Origin of the sequence: Nocardia sp. NPDC052566, from assembly GCF_044547285.1 — a bacterium.
Classification (GTDB): Bacteria; Actinomycetota; Actinomycetes; order Mycobacteriales; family Mycobacteriaceae; genus Nocardia.
Map to the genome: position 1 here is coordinate 1,486,214 of NZ_JBIUAF010000001.1, position 14,117 is coordinate 1,500,330.

The window sequence follows — 14,117 nt, forward strand, 5'->3', positions numbered from 1 at the left end:
ATCCAGTCGACGACGAGGTGTGTGCGATGGCATCGAAACGTTCGCGATCGGCCGTGCTGGCCACGGTGATCACGTTGACCGCAACCACTTTCGCGGCGACCGCGAGTGCCGGACCACCGTCACCGGAGGCGAGCGTCACCCAGATCCCGGTCGGCGCCTTCCGCTTCGCCGAGCGGTTCACCGCGGGCCCCGACGGTGGCCTGTGGTTCACCCTGCCGCCCGCCGAGGTGGCCCGCTTCGATACGGAAAAGCTACGGCTGGAGACCTTTTGGGCGGGCGGACTGCTGCCCGGCACCACCGGCATCACGGTGGGACCTGATCAGGCCATCTGGTTCAGCACACTGCTCGGCGGTTACCTCGGCCGGATCGACCCGCGGACAAGGGAAATCACCCGTGTCACCCTGCCGCATCCGCTCGCGGGCGGGCACGAACTGGTGGTCGGTTCCGACGGCGCGTTCTGGTATCCGGAATTCGTCACCAACCGGGTCGGCCGCTACGACCCGGAAACCGGTGCGCAGCAGGAATTCGCGCTGCCCTACACCTTTCCCACCCAGAATCCGATCATGGCCGCCGGACCGGACGGGCAGCTGTGGGTCACCGCCGCTACCCCGCCGACCCGGATCGTGAAGATCACGCCGACCGGCCGCGTCACGGAGATGAACGTGCCCGTGCAGAGCGTGCCGTTCGGGTTGACCAACGGACCCGACGGCACAATGTGGGCCACCCTCGGCGCGGGCGATTACGGTCGCGGACAGCTCATTTCGATCGATCCGGACACCATGCGCATCGTGCGGAAGTTCGAGGTCGGTTTCGCCGCCGGGCCCGCCGGACTCACCACGGGACCGGATTGCGCGCTGTGGTTCGCCGAGATCGCGACCGGAAGGGTCGGCAGGCTCGATCCGGCCACCGGCGCGTTCACCGAGTATCCGATGCGAGCGCTCGGCGGCGCGGCACCGTTCACCGTCGGCTCCTTCCCCGGGTACCTCAACACCGGACCGGACGGCAATATCTGGGTCACCTCACACCTTTTCGGATGGATCGCCCGGGTCACCCCGCCCGACGGCGCCGTCCCCGGGCGCACCTGCGCCACCGTCCGCTCCCCCGCGCCGAACTGATTGCCGAGAAAGGAACCACCATGGCCGACATCTTCGGTTGGTTCAGTTACCAATTCGCCCAGCTCGCCGCGCTGCCCGGCCTGATCCTGTCCACCGGATCGGCCGCGAACGGGTGGCGAGCACCCTGACGTCTCGTCAGCGCGCGCCGACCGATACCGGCGCGCGCTGCGAGCGGGCCGCCAGCGGCTTGCGCCCTTTGCGCAACCGGAACTCCTGTGGCGGACAGCCTTTCCAGCGGCGGAAGGCGCGGATGAACGAGGCCGCCTCGGCGTAACCGAGGCGCGCGGCGACCTGCTCGGTCGTCATATCGGTGTGCGCGAGCAGTTCTTCCGACAGCGTCTGCCGCACCTCGTCGAGCAGCGCACGGAACGAGGTGCCTTCTTCGTTGAGCCGCCGCGACAGGGTGCGTGGGCTCATGAAAAGCGCGGTGGCGACGGCGATCTGGTCGGGGATCTCCCCCGGATTGCGCACCAGCAGATCGCGCACCGCACCCGCGATCCCGGTCCTGGCCCGGCGGCGGGTCAGCAGATCGCGGCAGAGCTGCTCGCAGGTGCCGCGCGCCCATTCGTTCGCCTGCGGCAGCGGCAGGTCCAGGTAGGCTTTGTCGAACACCACCTCATTGGTGAGCGCGTCGAAAACCGGCTCCACCCCACCGAATACCTCGCGATAGCGGGCGGTGTCCGCCGGCGCGGCATGCCGGAACCGCACGGCGTGCACCGGTACGCCCGCGGAGAACAGCTCGCGGCCGATCGTCTGAATACCCGCCAAAATCCGTTCGGTGAGGAAGGCGCGCAGATCCTCCGGAATCTCGGAATCGTCGAACCGCAGGCGCGCGTCGTCGCCCCGCGTCTCGAAGGTGAGCTGCCCGAAGACGAAGGCGAGATCGAGGTAGCGCAGCGCCACATCGATGACCTCGCGCAGCGTGCGGCTGCTCAGCAGCGCCAGCCCCCACGGGCCGTAGAGCGAAATGTGATACCTGCTGCCCGCCTCGACTCCCAGTCCAGGCTCATCACCGAAGCGCGCCAACAGATTTCGCGCCACCCGCAGCTCCTGCCGCGCCGTGATCTCGGCCTCCGGATCGATCACCGCCTCGGGCAGCAATGTCGTCCCCTCCAGGCAGGCCGTCGCCCCCATCCCGCGTTCCTCGGCCAATTTCATCAGCACATGCACACTGGAGGTACTGCGCATAAGGTCCCAGTCGAACACGTCCCCGCCATCCTCATCGAAAGCTGCCACCCATGTGGTTGGCGAAACTTATCAATGGCGCCGCGCCCTTATGGGCGAAATGACAAACTTCCGACACTGGCTGTTACATGTACTTATCCGACGGCCGCCGTCGCTGTCCAACTTCACAAACCGCACTGTGCGCCGCGGTCGGCGCTTTACGGTCTGTTGATGCAGGATCAATTCTTCTTGCCGCTACCAGAACTGCTACCGCATGACCGTGCCGAGTTCGCCGCGGCCGCCACCGAGATGACCGCTCGCGGCCGGGGTATCGCCGACTTGAATGTTGCGAGCCAGGGCTTTTCGGTCTTCGTCGAGGACATGCGCGCACTCTGCCTGGCAGGTGTGACCATGATCGTCGACCGGCCCGCCGGACCGGGCTGGGGTTCGGACGAGAACGAACAGGATCGCCTGTTCGGCGTTGCCCGCGTACGGGGCGACAGTGCCACCATCCTGGTCGGCGCGCTGATGCTTTCGTCCGCCGAGGTCCTCGCCGACGCGTGGACGGCAGGCTCGGACGTCGACGATGCAGCGTGGCGGGATCTGCTGCGGGGAGTAGCAGCGACTCTGGAATTCCTTGTCGCGGATGCCGGCGGCACCTCCGCGCCGGCGGTGCCGGACCGTCGCGGCACGGGCGCTCGGCGCGCCGAGTTCGACCCGCGCCAGCGGTGGCGACTCGGCCATCGCCTGTTCTATGCCCTCATCCAGTCCCTCACCGTCACCCTGTCGTGCTTCGCCGCCGCGACGGCGCGCGCGAACACCGCGGCGGCGGAGGAAGCGCTGCGCGTGGCGACGGCGTTGATGCGCGCCTCGGCGGCGTCGTTGCTGTTCACCTCCGACTTTCCCGCCTCGCTCTACACCCACGACGTACGCGAGCACGTCATGCGGCCACCCAATACCATCCCGGGAGTGAGCGGCATCCAGGGCCGTGACCACCAGGTCCTGGTGGGCCTCCTGCGCGACCTACGCCCCGTCTTCGGGACGATGAACCGAACCCAGCTGCCCTACCGCGAATTTCGCGCGGCCACCCAACACCTGTTCGCCACCCACGAACACATCTGCGCCAAATTCGTAGGGCCGTCGAAACCCAGCTTGCTGATGGAAGCCCGCGGCAGCTCCACCGAGGAGTCCAGCGGCGTCGTCGCACTCCGCAACCTCACCCGACGCCGTCTGCGACTGCTCGACGGACACCGGGATTACTGACAGACCCCACATCGAGGCAGTCGCCGCTGTTCGACTTCACAAACATCAGGGTCGAGGTGCTGTAGCGGCACGTTCGCTCCCAGGATGAAGGCGAGCGCGTTATGATGATCCCGTCACTTTGTGATGGTTGTGAGGATGGAGCGCCGATGACCCGACGCCCCATCTGTGGGTTTACCTAGCCCGAATCAACCGGACCAGGCAGTACGACGCCCCGGCAACTGCGGCAATGCTGATCGCAACAGCAGCCCAGTTGACCGGGGCGCTTTCCTTTCGGTGTTTACCCATAACCCACACCTCCTCTCCGGGCGCGGCGTCGACCATGCCACCGCCCCCGAGAAAGGAGGTGCCGTAACCCTACTGTGACCAACCGACATCTCGGGCGGCTTTGCGTGTAGTGGCAATACCGGCCATGATCTGCGCATTTTCAGCCAACCGAACAGTCTGTGTCGTCACGCCGTCCAGGTCGCCGATACGCTGACATCGTCTGGGACAGTAGCGGTTTGGAGGATGGGGTGCGGACGGAAGACCTGCTGGAGGTTGTCGACGGACTGCGGTTCAGCATGGTCACGCACCACGTTCCGCTGCCGGCGGGGCATCTCGAGTATCCGGTGGATTGTGATGAGCTGCGGCATTTGCGGATCAGGCTCGACGACGAATCGGATGATCCGGCGTCGGCCGATGCGGTGATCGTTTTCCTACCCGGGGCGATTGCCGGGGCACGGTCGCTGCAACCGGTGGGGCGCAACACCATTCGTAGTTTGCGGGCCGCCGGTATTCGAGCCGAGTTCTGGGCGATCGACCGCAGGGCCAATGCGCTCGAGGACCACAGTCCGATCGAGATCGCCCTGGCCGAGGGGGATTATCGGCTGCCGTTCGACTACTACTATCGCGGCGCAAAGGTTGGTGGACGACGGTTCGGTGGTTTCTACCGCGACCGAGAGTTGGGGTTCCTGGCCGAATTCGGGATGGCGCGCACTGTCGGGGATCTGCACGCGATACTCAGCGCGGAGCTGCCGGATGCCGATATACGCGCCGATCGGGTATTCCTCGGTGGGCATTCGCTGGGTGGAATACAGGCGGGCGCCTATGCCGCATGGGATTTCGACGGCAGACCCGGGCATGAACAGATCGCCGGTCTCATCGCGCTCGACACCGTCACCCATCTCGATCCGCTGCGGCTGCGCGAGCGCGGGCTGATCGGTAAGGGAGCGCGGCGCGCGGTCCGCGTGCTGGAGCGAGCCCCGATCGCAATGCGGCGCAACCTGATACCGCGCAGCACCGCCGTCATGAAGGGCGGGTGGGGCAACGCCGAGATGTTCGCGGTGCTCGCGGGCATCGCCGCCGCGGCGACCATGGCGCCCGAGGAAGAGTCCGACATCCTGCACCGCCTGCCCGAGAACGCCACCACGCGCATCGCGATCCGCGCGTCCACCGCGCGCACCTGGCGCGAATTCCTCACCGGCAGACCTGATTACCGCAACCTCCGGCTGACCAATCTGGCGCTGCTCGGCCTGCTCGGCAGCGCGCACACCTCGGTCAACCTGGCCATCCTTTCGATGAGCTGCGGCACCCTGGACAGCGCCGCGGTGGCGCCACGCAGCTTCCCGCTGCCGTTCGAGGCGAGTGGGCTCCCCGGCCTACGCGGGCTCTATCAGGCCGGTCTCGGCACCCAACCCCGCTACAGCCCAACCTCTTTCGACGAGCTGTACCACTGGCGCGGCTTCGATCGCTGCGGCGCCCAGGACGCGCCGGCGCAGTTCAGCAAGAGCGGTGTACCCGCCTCCACCGCCGCGGGCGAGGTCGTCGACATCACCGAACTCGCGAAGGTGCTGGCAGGCGGACGCCTGAACGTCTTCGAGGACTACTTCCCCGCCAGGCAGAGTATCGACGCGGCCGCCGTGTTCGGCGGCTGCCGCACCGGATCACTGGCGCCGATCCGGCACGAGGCGGGCGCGGCCCGGCTACCGCACCTGAACCTGATGGGCGCCTCCAGTTTCACCAATGTCATTGCGGGCCTCGGCGTCTACCCGGAGAACACACGGTGGCTCCCCGGGTACCTGCACTGCGATCTGGCACTCGGCGCGGATCCGCGCGCGGACGGAACACCGGAACCGGTCGCCGCCGCGCTCTCGGAGTTCGTCGTGGCCAACCTGCCCGCACAGCGGATCGCGTCGTGACGGTCAGGGTTCCCGGAACAACAGCTCGCCGAGCAGCCCGACGATCCGGTCGACATCGAAGTGCTCGGGATCGTCGAGCACCAGCCGTGAGAAGGTTTGAATGAGCCCCTGGACGAGCCGCACCATCACGTCCACATCCACCTGATCCGCTTCATCGGTCCCGGCCAGCCACGCCCCCACCGCAAGCCGCAGCGGCGCACGCAACTCGGTGCGTGCCCGTTCGACCCGCTCCCGCAGCACCGGCGGCACACCGTCGATCGGGAAGTAGACCAGCCGCCACGTCCGCGGCATCGCGCGCACCTCGTCGAGGAACCGGACCAGCCCGGCCGAAAGCGCCTCGGGCACATCCTCGGTCGGCGCCGACCCGATACTTGCCAGCGAACGGTGGACCGCCTCGCCCATCCGACGGGTCTCCCGATCGATGAGCTCTCGCAGCAGTTCGTCCCTGCTGCCGAACGAGTCGTACACCACGGGACGGGTGACGCCGCCCCGCTCGGCCACCGCCGCGATGCTCACCGCGGTGAATCCGCGCTCGGCGACCAGCTCGAGCGCCGCGTCGAGCAGCTGTTCCCTGCGGTCCGCCGGTTGCAGCCGCTTGGCGTAGCGCCGCCTGACCCGGGTATCGCCGCGTTCGGTTTTCGTCCTCGGCATGAGGCTTCCTCTACTTTCCTGAAGCGGTGGCCGCGCTGAACACCCGTCGCGAAAGCCAGCGCAGGGACTGCGAAAGCGCCTCGCGCCGTTCGACGCCGCCCTCGGCGAGTACCAGTCGCGCCGCGGTCTCGCTGACGCTGATGACGGCGTGGCTCAGCAGCTCCGCATCCACTTCCACATCGCGCAACCCGGCCGCCATCGCGATCATCGACTCGGTGCGCTGCCGGATCTCGGTGCGCCCCCGCTCGACCCGCTCGTGCGCGGAGGCGGGCAGGCCGTCGCCCGGCATCAGCACCAGCTGCCACGTCTCCGGTGCGGACAGCACCAGATCCAGGTAGATGTCGACGGCCGCCTCACCGATCTCGGCCACCAGGCCGGCGGGATCGGTGCCCGGTTCGATGACCGGCGTCGACGCGGCGGCCATCTCCAGTACCCGTGCCTCCTCGCGGTCGAGCAGTGCCGCGAAAAGGTCGTCGCGGTCGCCGAATTCGGCGTACAGCGCGGGGCGGGTGACGCCTGCGGCCCTGGCGATCGCGTGCATGCTGACGCTCACATATCCCTCACGGACGATCAAACCCCGCGCCGCGTCGAGGATGCGCTCACGTCGCGCTGACACTGCTCCTCCGGATGTGCTCGATGGGCGGCCACCAAGTCGTCTGACCAGGTGGCCCGGTTGCGACAGTGTACGCAGTCCGCATGAGACCCATTGACCGCCTTATGGTCGAGCCACGCGGCGCACGGCCTCCCGGGCGACGCCACGGACGAGGAAGCCGATGACGAACCGGCTGCCCGCGCGGACCACCGCGGCGGGCATCGGGAACGACAGCCGCACCTCGTGGGTGTACTCGAGCCGAGTCCCGTGCGGCCCGCCGGTCAACTCCACCGTGCCGTGGATATCGCGAGCGGGCAATCCGGACACAATGCGATAGGAGAACCGGTGCGGCGCCCGGTATTCGGTGACCTGTTCGCGCACCGCGGGAAAACGCCGCCCGAGCACGTAGATGACCCGAACAGCCCCGAGCCCGTTGGGTTCCGGCGTACCGTCGCGCTCCATATCCACCGCACGCAACGGGGTGATATCCGCGTAGCCGCGATGGTCGGTGAGCACCTCGAACACTACCGCGGGCGGTGCGGGAACGGTTGTAGTCAGCGTTGTCGTGGCCATGTCAGGCACCGCCACGCAGCCAGCGCAGCGGGCCGCGTTCGAAGATGCCTGGCTCCGGTTCGACGCCGTAGCTGCGAAACAGCATGCCGATCATGTCGTAATGCCCGACCAGTAGGCACAACGCGGCCAGCTTCCGGTCGGTGTAGTGCTCGCGCAATCGCGCCCAGGTGCCGTCGGTGATGAATCGATCGGCGTGCAATTCGTCGACGGCGGTGAGCAGCGCGCGTTCGCGATCGCGCCATTCGGGTGCAGCGGGTCCGATCGCCACCCGCTCGACCGTCGGCACATCCACGCCGCTGATCCTGGAAAAGTGCGCGTGGTACAGCCATTCGTAGCGGATGCCGGAATTCCAGGTGATCCGCAGCGTGGCGAGTTCGGTATCGCGCCGCGACAGGTGTGAGCCGAGCACCAGCTTCAGAGCGAACGGCAGGTAGTGCCGCATCATCCGGGGATCCATCCCGATCGCGTCGCCCGCCTCGACTCGGCCTGTCCCGGTGCAGAATCCGCCGAGCCGCGACAGTGTCCAGGTCAGTGGTCCGACGTCACGGAAGGCACCGAGCGCGATGCGGTCGACGCCGGCTGCCGCGAAATGCGGGGCGGTGCGCAGGCGGCTGAGCACACCGTCGGTCGAATTCGGCTCTGGTAAGCGGGGTTTCGTTCTGGCGTGCACCACGGCGGCGCCGCCGGGAGACGACGCTTCCGCTCCTCCGATCAGGACGCCGCCCACATCCGCACCGCGCCGCAACCGCCCGAGCGGCCCGGTCCGCCAGGCATCGGCCTCGGCGCGAATACCGAGGCTGTTCAACAGCATTGCCAGCATCGCGTAATTGCCGACCAGCAGGCACAGATCGGTGAGTTGACGATGGTCGTAGTGCCCGCGCAGCACCGTCCAGGTGTCATCGGAGATCAACCGGTGCGCGGTGAGGTCGTCCACCGCGGTGAGCACGGCCCGCTGCCGTGGCGACCAGCCGTCCGCGCTCGGCCCGGCGCCCACCCTGGCCACATCCTCGACCGACAGCCCGCCGAGCCGGGAGACGAAAACGTGGTGATACCACTCGTAATACGCGCCGCAGTTCCACGCGGTGCGCAGGATCACCAGTTCGCTGTCGGTGCGGGTCAGCCGGCTGAGCGAGTTCACGTAGCCGAAGTACAGGCCGTAGAACTTCAGCATCCCCGGCACGAGCCCGATGGCCTCGATCGCGTGCACCCGCCGCCCGCCGGTGATCGCACCGCCCGCACGCGACAGCGTCCAGGCGAGCGGTCCGATGTCGCGGAGCCGTCCGAAAGTGGCACGCTCCGAACCGGATCGGCGCCAGCGGTGCGGGCCGACCCGGCCCGCGAGAGTGTCCGTCATGATGCTGTCTCCTCTTCGACACGGCAGCGCTTGAATTTTACATTGTTGTTTAAGGTGTCGCGCCGATTCGCCGGCATCGGCGATCTTGTCGGCCGGACCATGCGCGAGCGTCGGATTCTACGATGCCGCTACGGATTTCGCGTTCAAATTGACGTCGTTGTTTCCACCTTTCGCCGATGCTGGCGTTTGCCCCGTGTGGCGGGGCGGGTCACGGTAATTTGGCGACACGGCGAGTCGGCCGACCCCGAACTCGCCGATGCGATCGCGCGTGATCATGACCGCACAGTCGTCGCCACGCGTGTGTCGAAATATGTCAATACCGTGGCACGCAGCGCCACGGAGAACCCCACCGACGCGGCATACCGTGCGGGGAGGGTTGCAGGGGGCAAGGGAGAACAGATGAAGGGTGCGCCACCCGCCGAGGAGCGGGCGCCATCACCGACGGCAGCGCGAATTGTGCGCGAGAACCTGTCCGACACAGTGATTTCCAGTATTCGCACCTTCGGTCGCGCGGTGGATCTAGGTATCGAGTCCGTACGCGGCACGGTCACCGATCTGCTCGGCATGCGCTTCCAGTGGCACGAGATGCTGCGCCAGGCTTGGTATCTGGTGACGGTCACCGCGATTCCGGCGGTGCTGATGGCCGTTCCGTTCGGTGTGGTCGTCTCGGTGCAGGTCGGCAATCTCATCCATCAGCTGGGCGCCGATTCGATGATCGGCGCGGCGGGCGGGCTCGGGGTGATCCAGCAGGGCGCGCCGATCGCGACCGGCCTGCTGCTCGGCGGCGCCGGCGCGTCGGCGATCGCGGCCGACCTCGGTGCGCGAACGGTGCGCGAGGAGATCGACGCGTTGCGCACGATGGGCATCAGCCCGGTGCATCGCCTGGTGATCCCCCGGGTGTGCGCCATGATGCTGATCGCGCCGCTGTTGAACGTGCTGATCATCTTCGTCGGTGTGGTGTCCGGGTACGCCGTGGCGATCAGCGCGCAGAACGTGACGCCCGGAAGTTACTGGGCGACTTTCGGATCCTTCGCCGTGCTGGCCGACGTGTGGATCTCGCTGGCCAAGGCCATGCTGTTCGGATTCATCGTGGTGATCGTCGCCTGCCAGCGCGGGCTGGAGGCCAGGGGCGGACCGCGCGGCGTCGCCGACGGGGTCAATGCCGCGGTCGTCGTCTCGGTGGCCGCGATCATCCTGGTCAATCTGGTGATCACCCAGGTGGTAGCGATGTTCTTACCGCTGCGGGTGGCGTGATGACCGCGACTCCCTATCACCCGAGGGGCCTGGGCTGGGCCTATCGCGCGGTGCGCCAGCGTCATCGACTATTCGCGCCGATCGAGAACACCGGGTTCCTGCTCGGGTTCGTCTTCCAGGCACTGTGGGCGATTCCGTTGACGCTCAGGCGTTATCGCGCCCAGACGATGCGCACCATCACCGATATGACCTGGGGCCGCGGCTCGGTCATCGTCGGCGGCGGGACGGTGCCGATGCTCGTTGTCCTCGGCATCGCGATGGGTGCCGGAGTCGGCATCCAATCGTTCGCCGCGCTCGACCTGCTCGGCCTCGGCCCGGTGGCCGGGGTGATCTCGGCGTTCGCGAACACCCGTGAGCTGGCGCCGATCGCCGCGGCGATCGGCTTCGCCGCCCAGGCGGGCTGCCGGATGACCGCGGAGATCGGTTCCATGCGGATCTCCGAGGAGATCGACGCGATCGAATCACTCGGGCTGCGTTCGGTGCCGTTCGTGGTGACCACCAGGGTGATCGCGGGCGCGGTGGCGATCGTGCCGACGTTCCTCATCGCACTGATCCTGAGCTACCTGGCCTGCTCGACGGTGATCGTGCTGTTGCACGGGCAGGCGGGTGGCGTCTACGACCATTACTTCTTCCAATTCACCAGCGGCTACGACGTCTTCGCCGCGGTGATCAAGATCCTCGTGTTCGGCGTGACCGTCATCCTGATCCACTGCTACTACGGCTTTTTCGCCAGCGGCGGACCGGAGGGCGTCGGCATCGCCTCGGGCCGCGCCGTGCGCGCCAGCTTCGTCGCCATCATCGCCCTCGACATGGTGCTGTCGATCCTGTTGTGGGGCATCAACTCCGCTATCGAATTCCCGGGGTGAGGCCGTGCCGAACTATGGAATGCCCGGGGTGAGCATGGGCAGGCGCGGTGCGCGGGTGGCGGGTGCGTGCGCGATCGTGCTCGCCGCCGTCGCAGGCATCGGCCTGCGGGCCGATATGGACTCCCCCGACGACACCCGGCTCAGCATCACCTTGCGCACCGAGAACATCGGCGAGGGCATCATCCCCGGCACCAAGGTGCGCATGGACGGGGTGACGATCGGCACCATCTCCGAGATCACCGCCATCGAACAGGGTCGCCAGCTCATCACCCTCGACCTCGATAGCGCCGAAACCGCCGGGCTCACCGACAGTTTCGCGGTCGACTACGCACCGGAGAACCTCTTCGGCATCAGCGCGCTCACGCTGCGCCGGTCCGCGGGCGGCAACCCGTTGCGCGCGGGTTCGCTCGTCGATCTCGCCGGGGCACAGGCGAACAAGGTGACCGATGTGACCATGGGCAGCCTGCTGCGCACGCTGTCGGAGACCTCCACCGAGGTGCTCACGCCGAAGCTCGTCGAGCTGATCCGCCGATTCGATTCCGATCTGCGAGCGTTCACACCGCTGCTGGAATCGGTGGTGATGCTCAGCCGCGCCGTCGCCGAGACACAGCGGTATCCGGTGCCGTTCCTGGTCGATCAGTACTCGTCGTTCTTCGGCGGCCTCGGCAGCTTCGTCTCGTCCACCTTCAAACTGCTCGCCGCGGTGATGGATATCGAGATCTTCGTCAGCGACCGGCCGCGCTACGACCAGACCATCGACATGATCGTCAACACCCTGTTCCCCGCCATCGGCAAGGTCGGTGACGCGGCACGCGGCGAATTGCGTGGCTACACCGAGGCTTTGACGCCGCTCATCGCCACGCTGGCGGCCACCGTGCCGACGCCGGGCGCCTCCGCCGCCGAGGTGACCGAGCTGATCGATCGATGGAACCGGATGTTCACCGATACACCGGCCGGGCCCGCGGTGAATGTCGCGGTCACCCTGCGCGGGCTGCCCGGTCTGGCCGTCCCGCTGCTCGGCCAGCAGGGCTACGACACGCTGGGAGGCGGGCGATGAGAGAGCTGTCCATCCGCTCGGTGATCGTGCGGCTCAGCGTCTTCGCGGTGGCGATGATCATGCTGCTCGGGGTGATCGTCCAGGCCATCACCCGGCCGGTCGGCGGCGATACGGCATCGTTCACCGCGACATTCACCGATGTGAGCGGTTTGAAGACCGGCGACGACGTGCGCATGTTCGGCGTGCAGGTCGGCAAGGTCACCGCGATCGACCTCGACGGTGATCGGGCCAGGGTCGGCTTCACCGTTCAGCGGGATCGGCCCGTCTACGACTCGAGCGTGCTCGCCATCCGCTACCAGACACTCACCGGGCAGCGGTATATGGACATCAAACAGCCCGATCGGCCAGGGCTACAGCTGAAGCCGGGCACCGCCATCGCGCCCGCCAACACCATCGCATCCTTCGATATCACCCAGTTGTTCAACGGATTACAGCCGGTGATCGCCGAATTCTCCCCCGCGGCACTGAATCAGTTCACCGAAAGCGTGCTCGCGGTGATCGAGGGCAACGGCTCCGGTATCGGCCCCGCGCTCGACGCGCTCGACAAACTCAGCGCCTACGCCGTCGACCGGCAGACCGTGCTCAGCACCATCGTGTCCAACCTGCAGGCCATCTCCAGCCAGATCGGCGGGCGCTCACCGCATCTGGTCACGCTGCTGCGCGGTATCGCCGACGTGTTCACCGCGTTCCGCGAAAAGCTGTACGGCCTCATCGATTTCGCGCAGGTGGCGCCCTCGGCGCTCGGCCCGCTGAACAGCCTGCTCGGTGCACTCGGCTTCACCGAGGGCGCCAACCCCGACCTGATGACCGATATCCGCCTGCTGTTCCCGGATCCGCAGGCGGCGATGGATCTGCTCGGCAGGCTGCCCGGCCTGCTGCAGGCGCTCAGCGCCCTCCTACCGCCCGCGCACCCTGCGGTGGGGCAGGTGGATCTCACCTGCACGAAAGGCAATGCCGAACTGCCGCCCGCGCTGGCGGTACTGGTCGCGGGGCAAAGGATCGCGATATGCAACGGATGAGACCACCGCACCCGCGCGCGGTGCTGGCCTGGCTGTTCCGGGACGACCCGGCGACCGACCGGCACGAGGCGGCGAAGAACCGGCGGGAGTTCCGGCTCGGCCTGATCGGCGCGGCCTGCCTCGTGGTCGTCCTCACGGCGACCGGGCTGCTCTACCTCCTGCCGATCGGCAAATCGACCTACACCGCGGAACTGTCCGAGGCGCAATCGGTCAAGGTCGGCGATCAGGTGCGGGTCGCCGGTATCACCGTCGGCTCGGTCACCGAGCTGACCTTGGGCTCGGACCGGGTCCGGATGCGCTTCACCGCCGAACGGGATGTATTCCTCGGTGACGCGACCTCATTGGAGATCCGCATGCTCACCGCCGTCGGCGGGCACTACGTCGCGGTGTTCCCCGCCGGCACGGCCCCGCTCGGCGGCAAGACCATCCCGCCCGATCGCGTTCGACTGCCCTACAGCCTGATTCGCACGCTCCAGGACGCGGCCGTACCGGTCGGGAAGGTCAGCGGTGACACACTGCGCGACAATCTCGCGGCACTCCAGAACTCCTTGGAGACCAGTCCGGACGGACTGCGTCAGATGGGCCAGGCGATGCAGAGCTTCGTCCAGATCCTCAACCGGCAGAATGCCGAGGTATCGCAGGCACTGACCGTGGCGCGGGAGTTCCTCGGCACCATCGAGCAGAGCAAATCCATTATCGGACAGTTCATCCGGCAGACCGGTGTGCTCGAGGTCGAGGGCCTGAACAAGCGCGCCGAAATCGACGTGGCGCTCACCATCGTCCCCCAGTTGCTCGCGCGGATCGCCGCACTGGAGCCGGTCTCGCGCGAGGTGCTCGAGCCGCTCGGCGCCAAGCTGCGCGAAACACTGCCGCAGCTGCGGGAATTGGGCGCACAGCTCGATGTGGCGCTGCCGCAGTGGCGTGAGCTGCGCGAGCGGCTGGTCGCGGCGACGGCGGACCGGGACGGCGTCACCATCGACCAGTCGGCACTCACCGTCTGCGTACCGGTTCCCGGACGGAGGTGCTGAAGCG

At 67.4% G+C, this 14,117-nt stretch carries 13 protein-coding genes; 8 read left to right on the forward strand and 5 right to left on the reverse strand.

Translation table 11 applies throughout. The features are described from left to right. Window positions 1–26 precede the first annotated feature (26 nt). The gene (locus tag ACIG5A_RS06025) at window positions 27–1,115 is read left to right on the forward strand and encodes a hypothetical protein (RefSeq protein ID WP_397238223.1); all 1,089 of its coding nucleotides are present in this window, start codon (window positions 27–29) and stop codon (window positions 1,113–1,115) included. A 135-nt stretch (window positions 1,116–1,250) separates the two neighbouring features. Here the strand turns inward: ACIG5A_RS06025 and ACIG5A_RS06030 are convergent, their stop codons facing one another. Then, window positions 1,251–2,321 carry an AraC family transcriptional regulator gene (locus tag ACIG5A_RS06030; protein ID WP_397238225.1) on the reverse strand — a complete coding sequence of 357 codons (1,071 nt, stop codon included), beginning with the start codon at window positions 2,319–2,321 and terminating at the stop codon, window positions 1,251–1,253. A gap of 189 nt (window positions 2,322–2,510) precedes the next feature. Here ACIG5A_RS06030 and ACIG5A_RS06035 point away from each other — a divergent pair, with 189 nt between their 5' ends. Both ACIG5A_RS06035 and ACIG5A_RS06040 read left to right on the forward strand, forming a co-directional pair. Then, window positions 2,511–3,542 carry a hypothetical protein gene (locus ACIG5A_RS06035; RefSeq protein WP_397238227.1) on the forward strand — a complete coding sequence of 344 codons (1,032 nt, stop codon included), beginning with the start codon at window positions 2,511–2,513 and terminating at the stop codon, window positions 3,540–3,542. A 512-nt stretch (window positions 3,543–4,054) separates the two neighbouring features. Continuing rightward, a complete protein-coding gene (locus tag ACIG5A_RS06040) occupies window positions 4,055–5,719 on the forward strand; it encodes a hypothetical protein (RefSeq protein WP_397238229.1) in 1,665 nt (554 codons plus the stop codon). A 3-nt stretch (window positions 5,720–5,722) separates the two neighbouring features. On the opposite strand, the gene ACIG5A_RS06045 is transcribed toward ACIG5A_RS06040, so the two are convergent. The 4 genes from ACIG5A_RS06045 to ACIG5A_RS06060 form a co-directional block, all read right to left on the reverse strand. Beyond that, a complete protein-coding gene (locus ACIG5A_RS06045; protein WP_397238231.1) occupies window positions 5,723–6,370 on the reverse strand; it encodes a TetR/AcrR family transcriptional regulator in 648 nt (215 codons plus the stop codon). A 10-nt stretch (window positions 6,371–6,380) separates the two neighbouring features. Further along, window positions 6,381–6,986 (reverse strand): TetR/AcrR family transcriptional regulator, encoded by a 606-nt coding sequence (locus tag ACIG5A_RS06050; protein WP_397238234.1) that lies wholly within the window; start codon window positions 6,984–6,986, stop codon window positions 6,381–6,383. Window positions 6,987–7,085: 99 nt separating this feature from the next. Continuing rightward, entirely contained in the window at window positions 7,086–7,535 is a 450-nt protein-coding gene (locus tag ACIG5A_RS06055; protein ID WP_397238236.1) for an SRPBCC family protein, read from the reverse strand. A gap of 1 nt (window position 7,536) precedes the next feature. Beyond that, on the reverse strand, window positions 7,537–8,889 hold the full coding sequence (locus ACIG5A_RS06060; protein ID WP_397238238.1) for a carboxymuconolactone decarboxylase family protein: 1,353 nt from the start codon (window positions 8,887–8,889) through the stop codon (window positions 7,537–7,539). Window positions 8,890–9,288: 399 nt separating this feature from the next. On the opposite strand from ACIG5A_RS06060, the gene ACIG5A_RS06065 reads away from it, so the two are divergent. The 5 genes from ACIG5A_RS06065 to ACIG5A_RS06085 are packed head-to-tail and all read left to right on the forward strand — an operon-like array spanning window position 9,289 to window position 14,113. Beyond that, window positions 9,289–10,143 carry an ABC transporter permease gene (locus tag ACIG5A_RS06065; RefSeq protein WP_397238829.1) on the forward strand — a complete coding sequence of 285 codons (855 nt, stop codon included), beginning with the start codon at window positions 9,289–9,291 and terminating at the stop codon, window positions 10,141–10,143. Beyond that, window positions 10,143–11,009 (forward strand): ABC transporter permease, encoded by an 867-nt coding sequence (locus ACIG5A_RS06070; RefSeq protein WP_397238240.1) that lies wholly within the window; start codon window positions 10,143–10,145, stop codon window positions 11,007–11,009. Before ACIG5A_RS06065 ends, ACIG5A_RS06070 begins: the two co-directional genes overlap by 1 nt. Window positions 11,010–11,013: 4 nt before the next feature. Then, complete coding sequence (locus ACIG5A_RS06075) at window positions 11,014–12,066, forward strand: MlaD family protein (RefSeq protein ID WP_397238242.1); 1,053 nt, start codon at window positions 11,014–11,016, stop codon at window positions 12,064–12,066. Further along, window positions 12,063–13,085, forward strand: coding sequence for an MCE family protein (locus ACIG5A_RS06080; protein WP_397238244.1), 1,023 nt, complete (start codon window positions 12,063–12,065; stop codon window positions 13,083–13,085). The genes ACIG5A_RS06075 and ACIG5A_RS06080 overlap by 4 nt, the downstream gene beginning before the upstream one ends. Further along, complete coding sequence (locus tag ACIG5A_RS06085; protein WP_397238246.1) at window positions 13,073–14,113, forward strand: MlaD family protein; 1,041 nt, start codon at window positions 13,073–13,075, stop codon at window positions 14,111–14,113. The genes ACIG5A_RS06080 and ACIG5A_RS06085 overlap by 13 nt, the downstream gene beginning before the upstream one ends. Window positions 14,114–14,117: the final 4 nt, after the last annotated feature.

Bases quoted from the DNA above. Each gene is read 5' to 3' on its own strand.
- ACIG5A_RS06060 (WP_397238238.1), bottom strand. From the start codon at position 8,889: ATGACGGACACTCTCGCGGGCCGGGTCGGCCCGCACCGCTGGCGCCGA.
- ACIG5A_RS06065 (WP_397238829.1), top strand. From the start codon at position 9,289: ATGAAGGGTGCGCCACCCGCCGAGGAGCGGGCGCCATCACCGACGGCA.
- ACIG5A_RS06080 (WP_397238244.1), top strand. From the start codon at position 12,063: ATGAGAGAGCTGTCCATCCGCTCGGTGATCGTGCGGCTCAGCGTCTTC.
- ACIG5A_RS06025 (WP_397238223.1), top strand. From the start codon at position 27: ATGGCATCGAAACGTTCGCGATCGGCCGTGCTGGCCACGGTGATCACG.
- ACIG5A_RS06035 (WP_397238227.1), top strand. From the start codon at position 2,511: ATGCAGGATCAATTCTTCTTGCCGCTACCAGAACTGCTACCGCATGAC.
- ACIG5A_RS06070 (WP_397238240.1), top strand. From the start codon at position 10,143: ATGACCGCGACTCCCTATCACCCGAGGGGCCTGGGCTGGGCCTATCGC.
- ACIG5A_RS06045 (WP_397238231.1), bottom strand. From the start codon at position 6,370: ATGCCGAGGACGAAAACCGAACGCGGCGATACCCGGGTCAGGCGGCGC.
- ACIG5A_RS06055 (WP_397238236.1), bottom strand. From the start codon at position 7,535: ATGGCCACGACAACGCTGACTACAACCGTTCCCGCACCGCCCGCGGTA.
- ACIG5A_RS06085 (WP_397238246.1), top strand. From the start codon at position 13,073: ATGCAACGGATGAGACCACCGCACCCGCGCGCGGTGCTGGCCTGGCTG.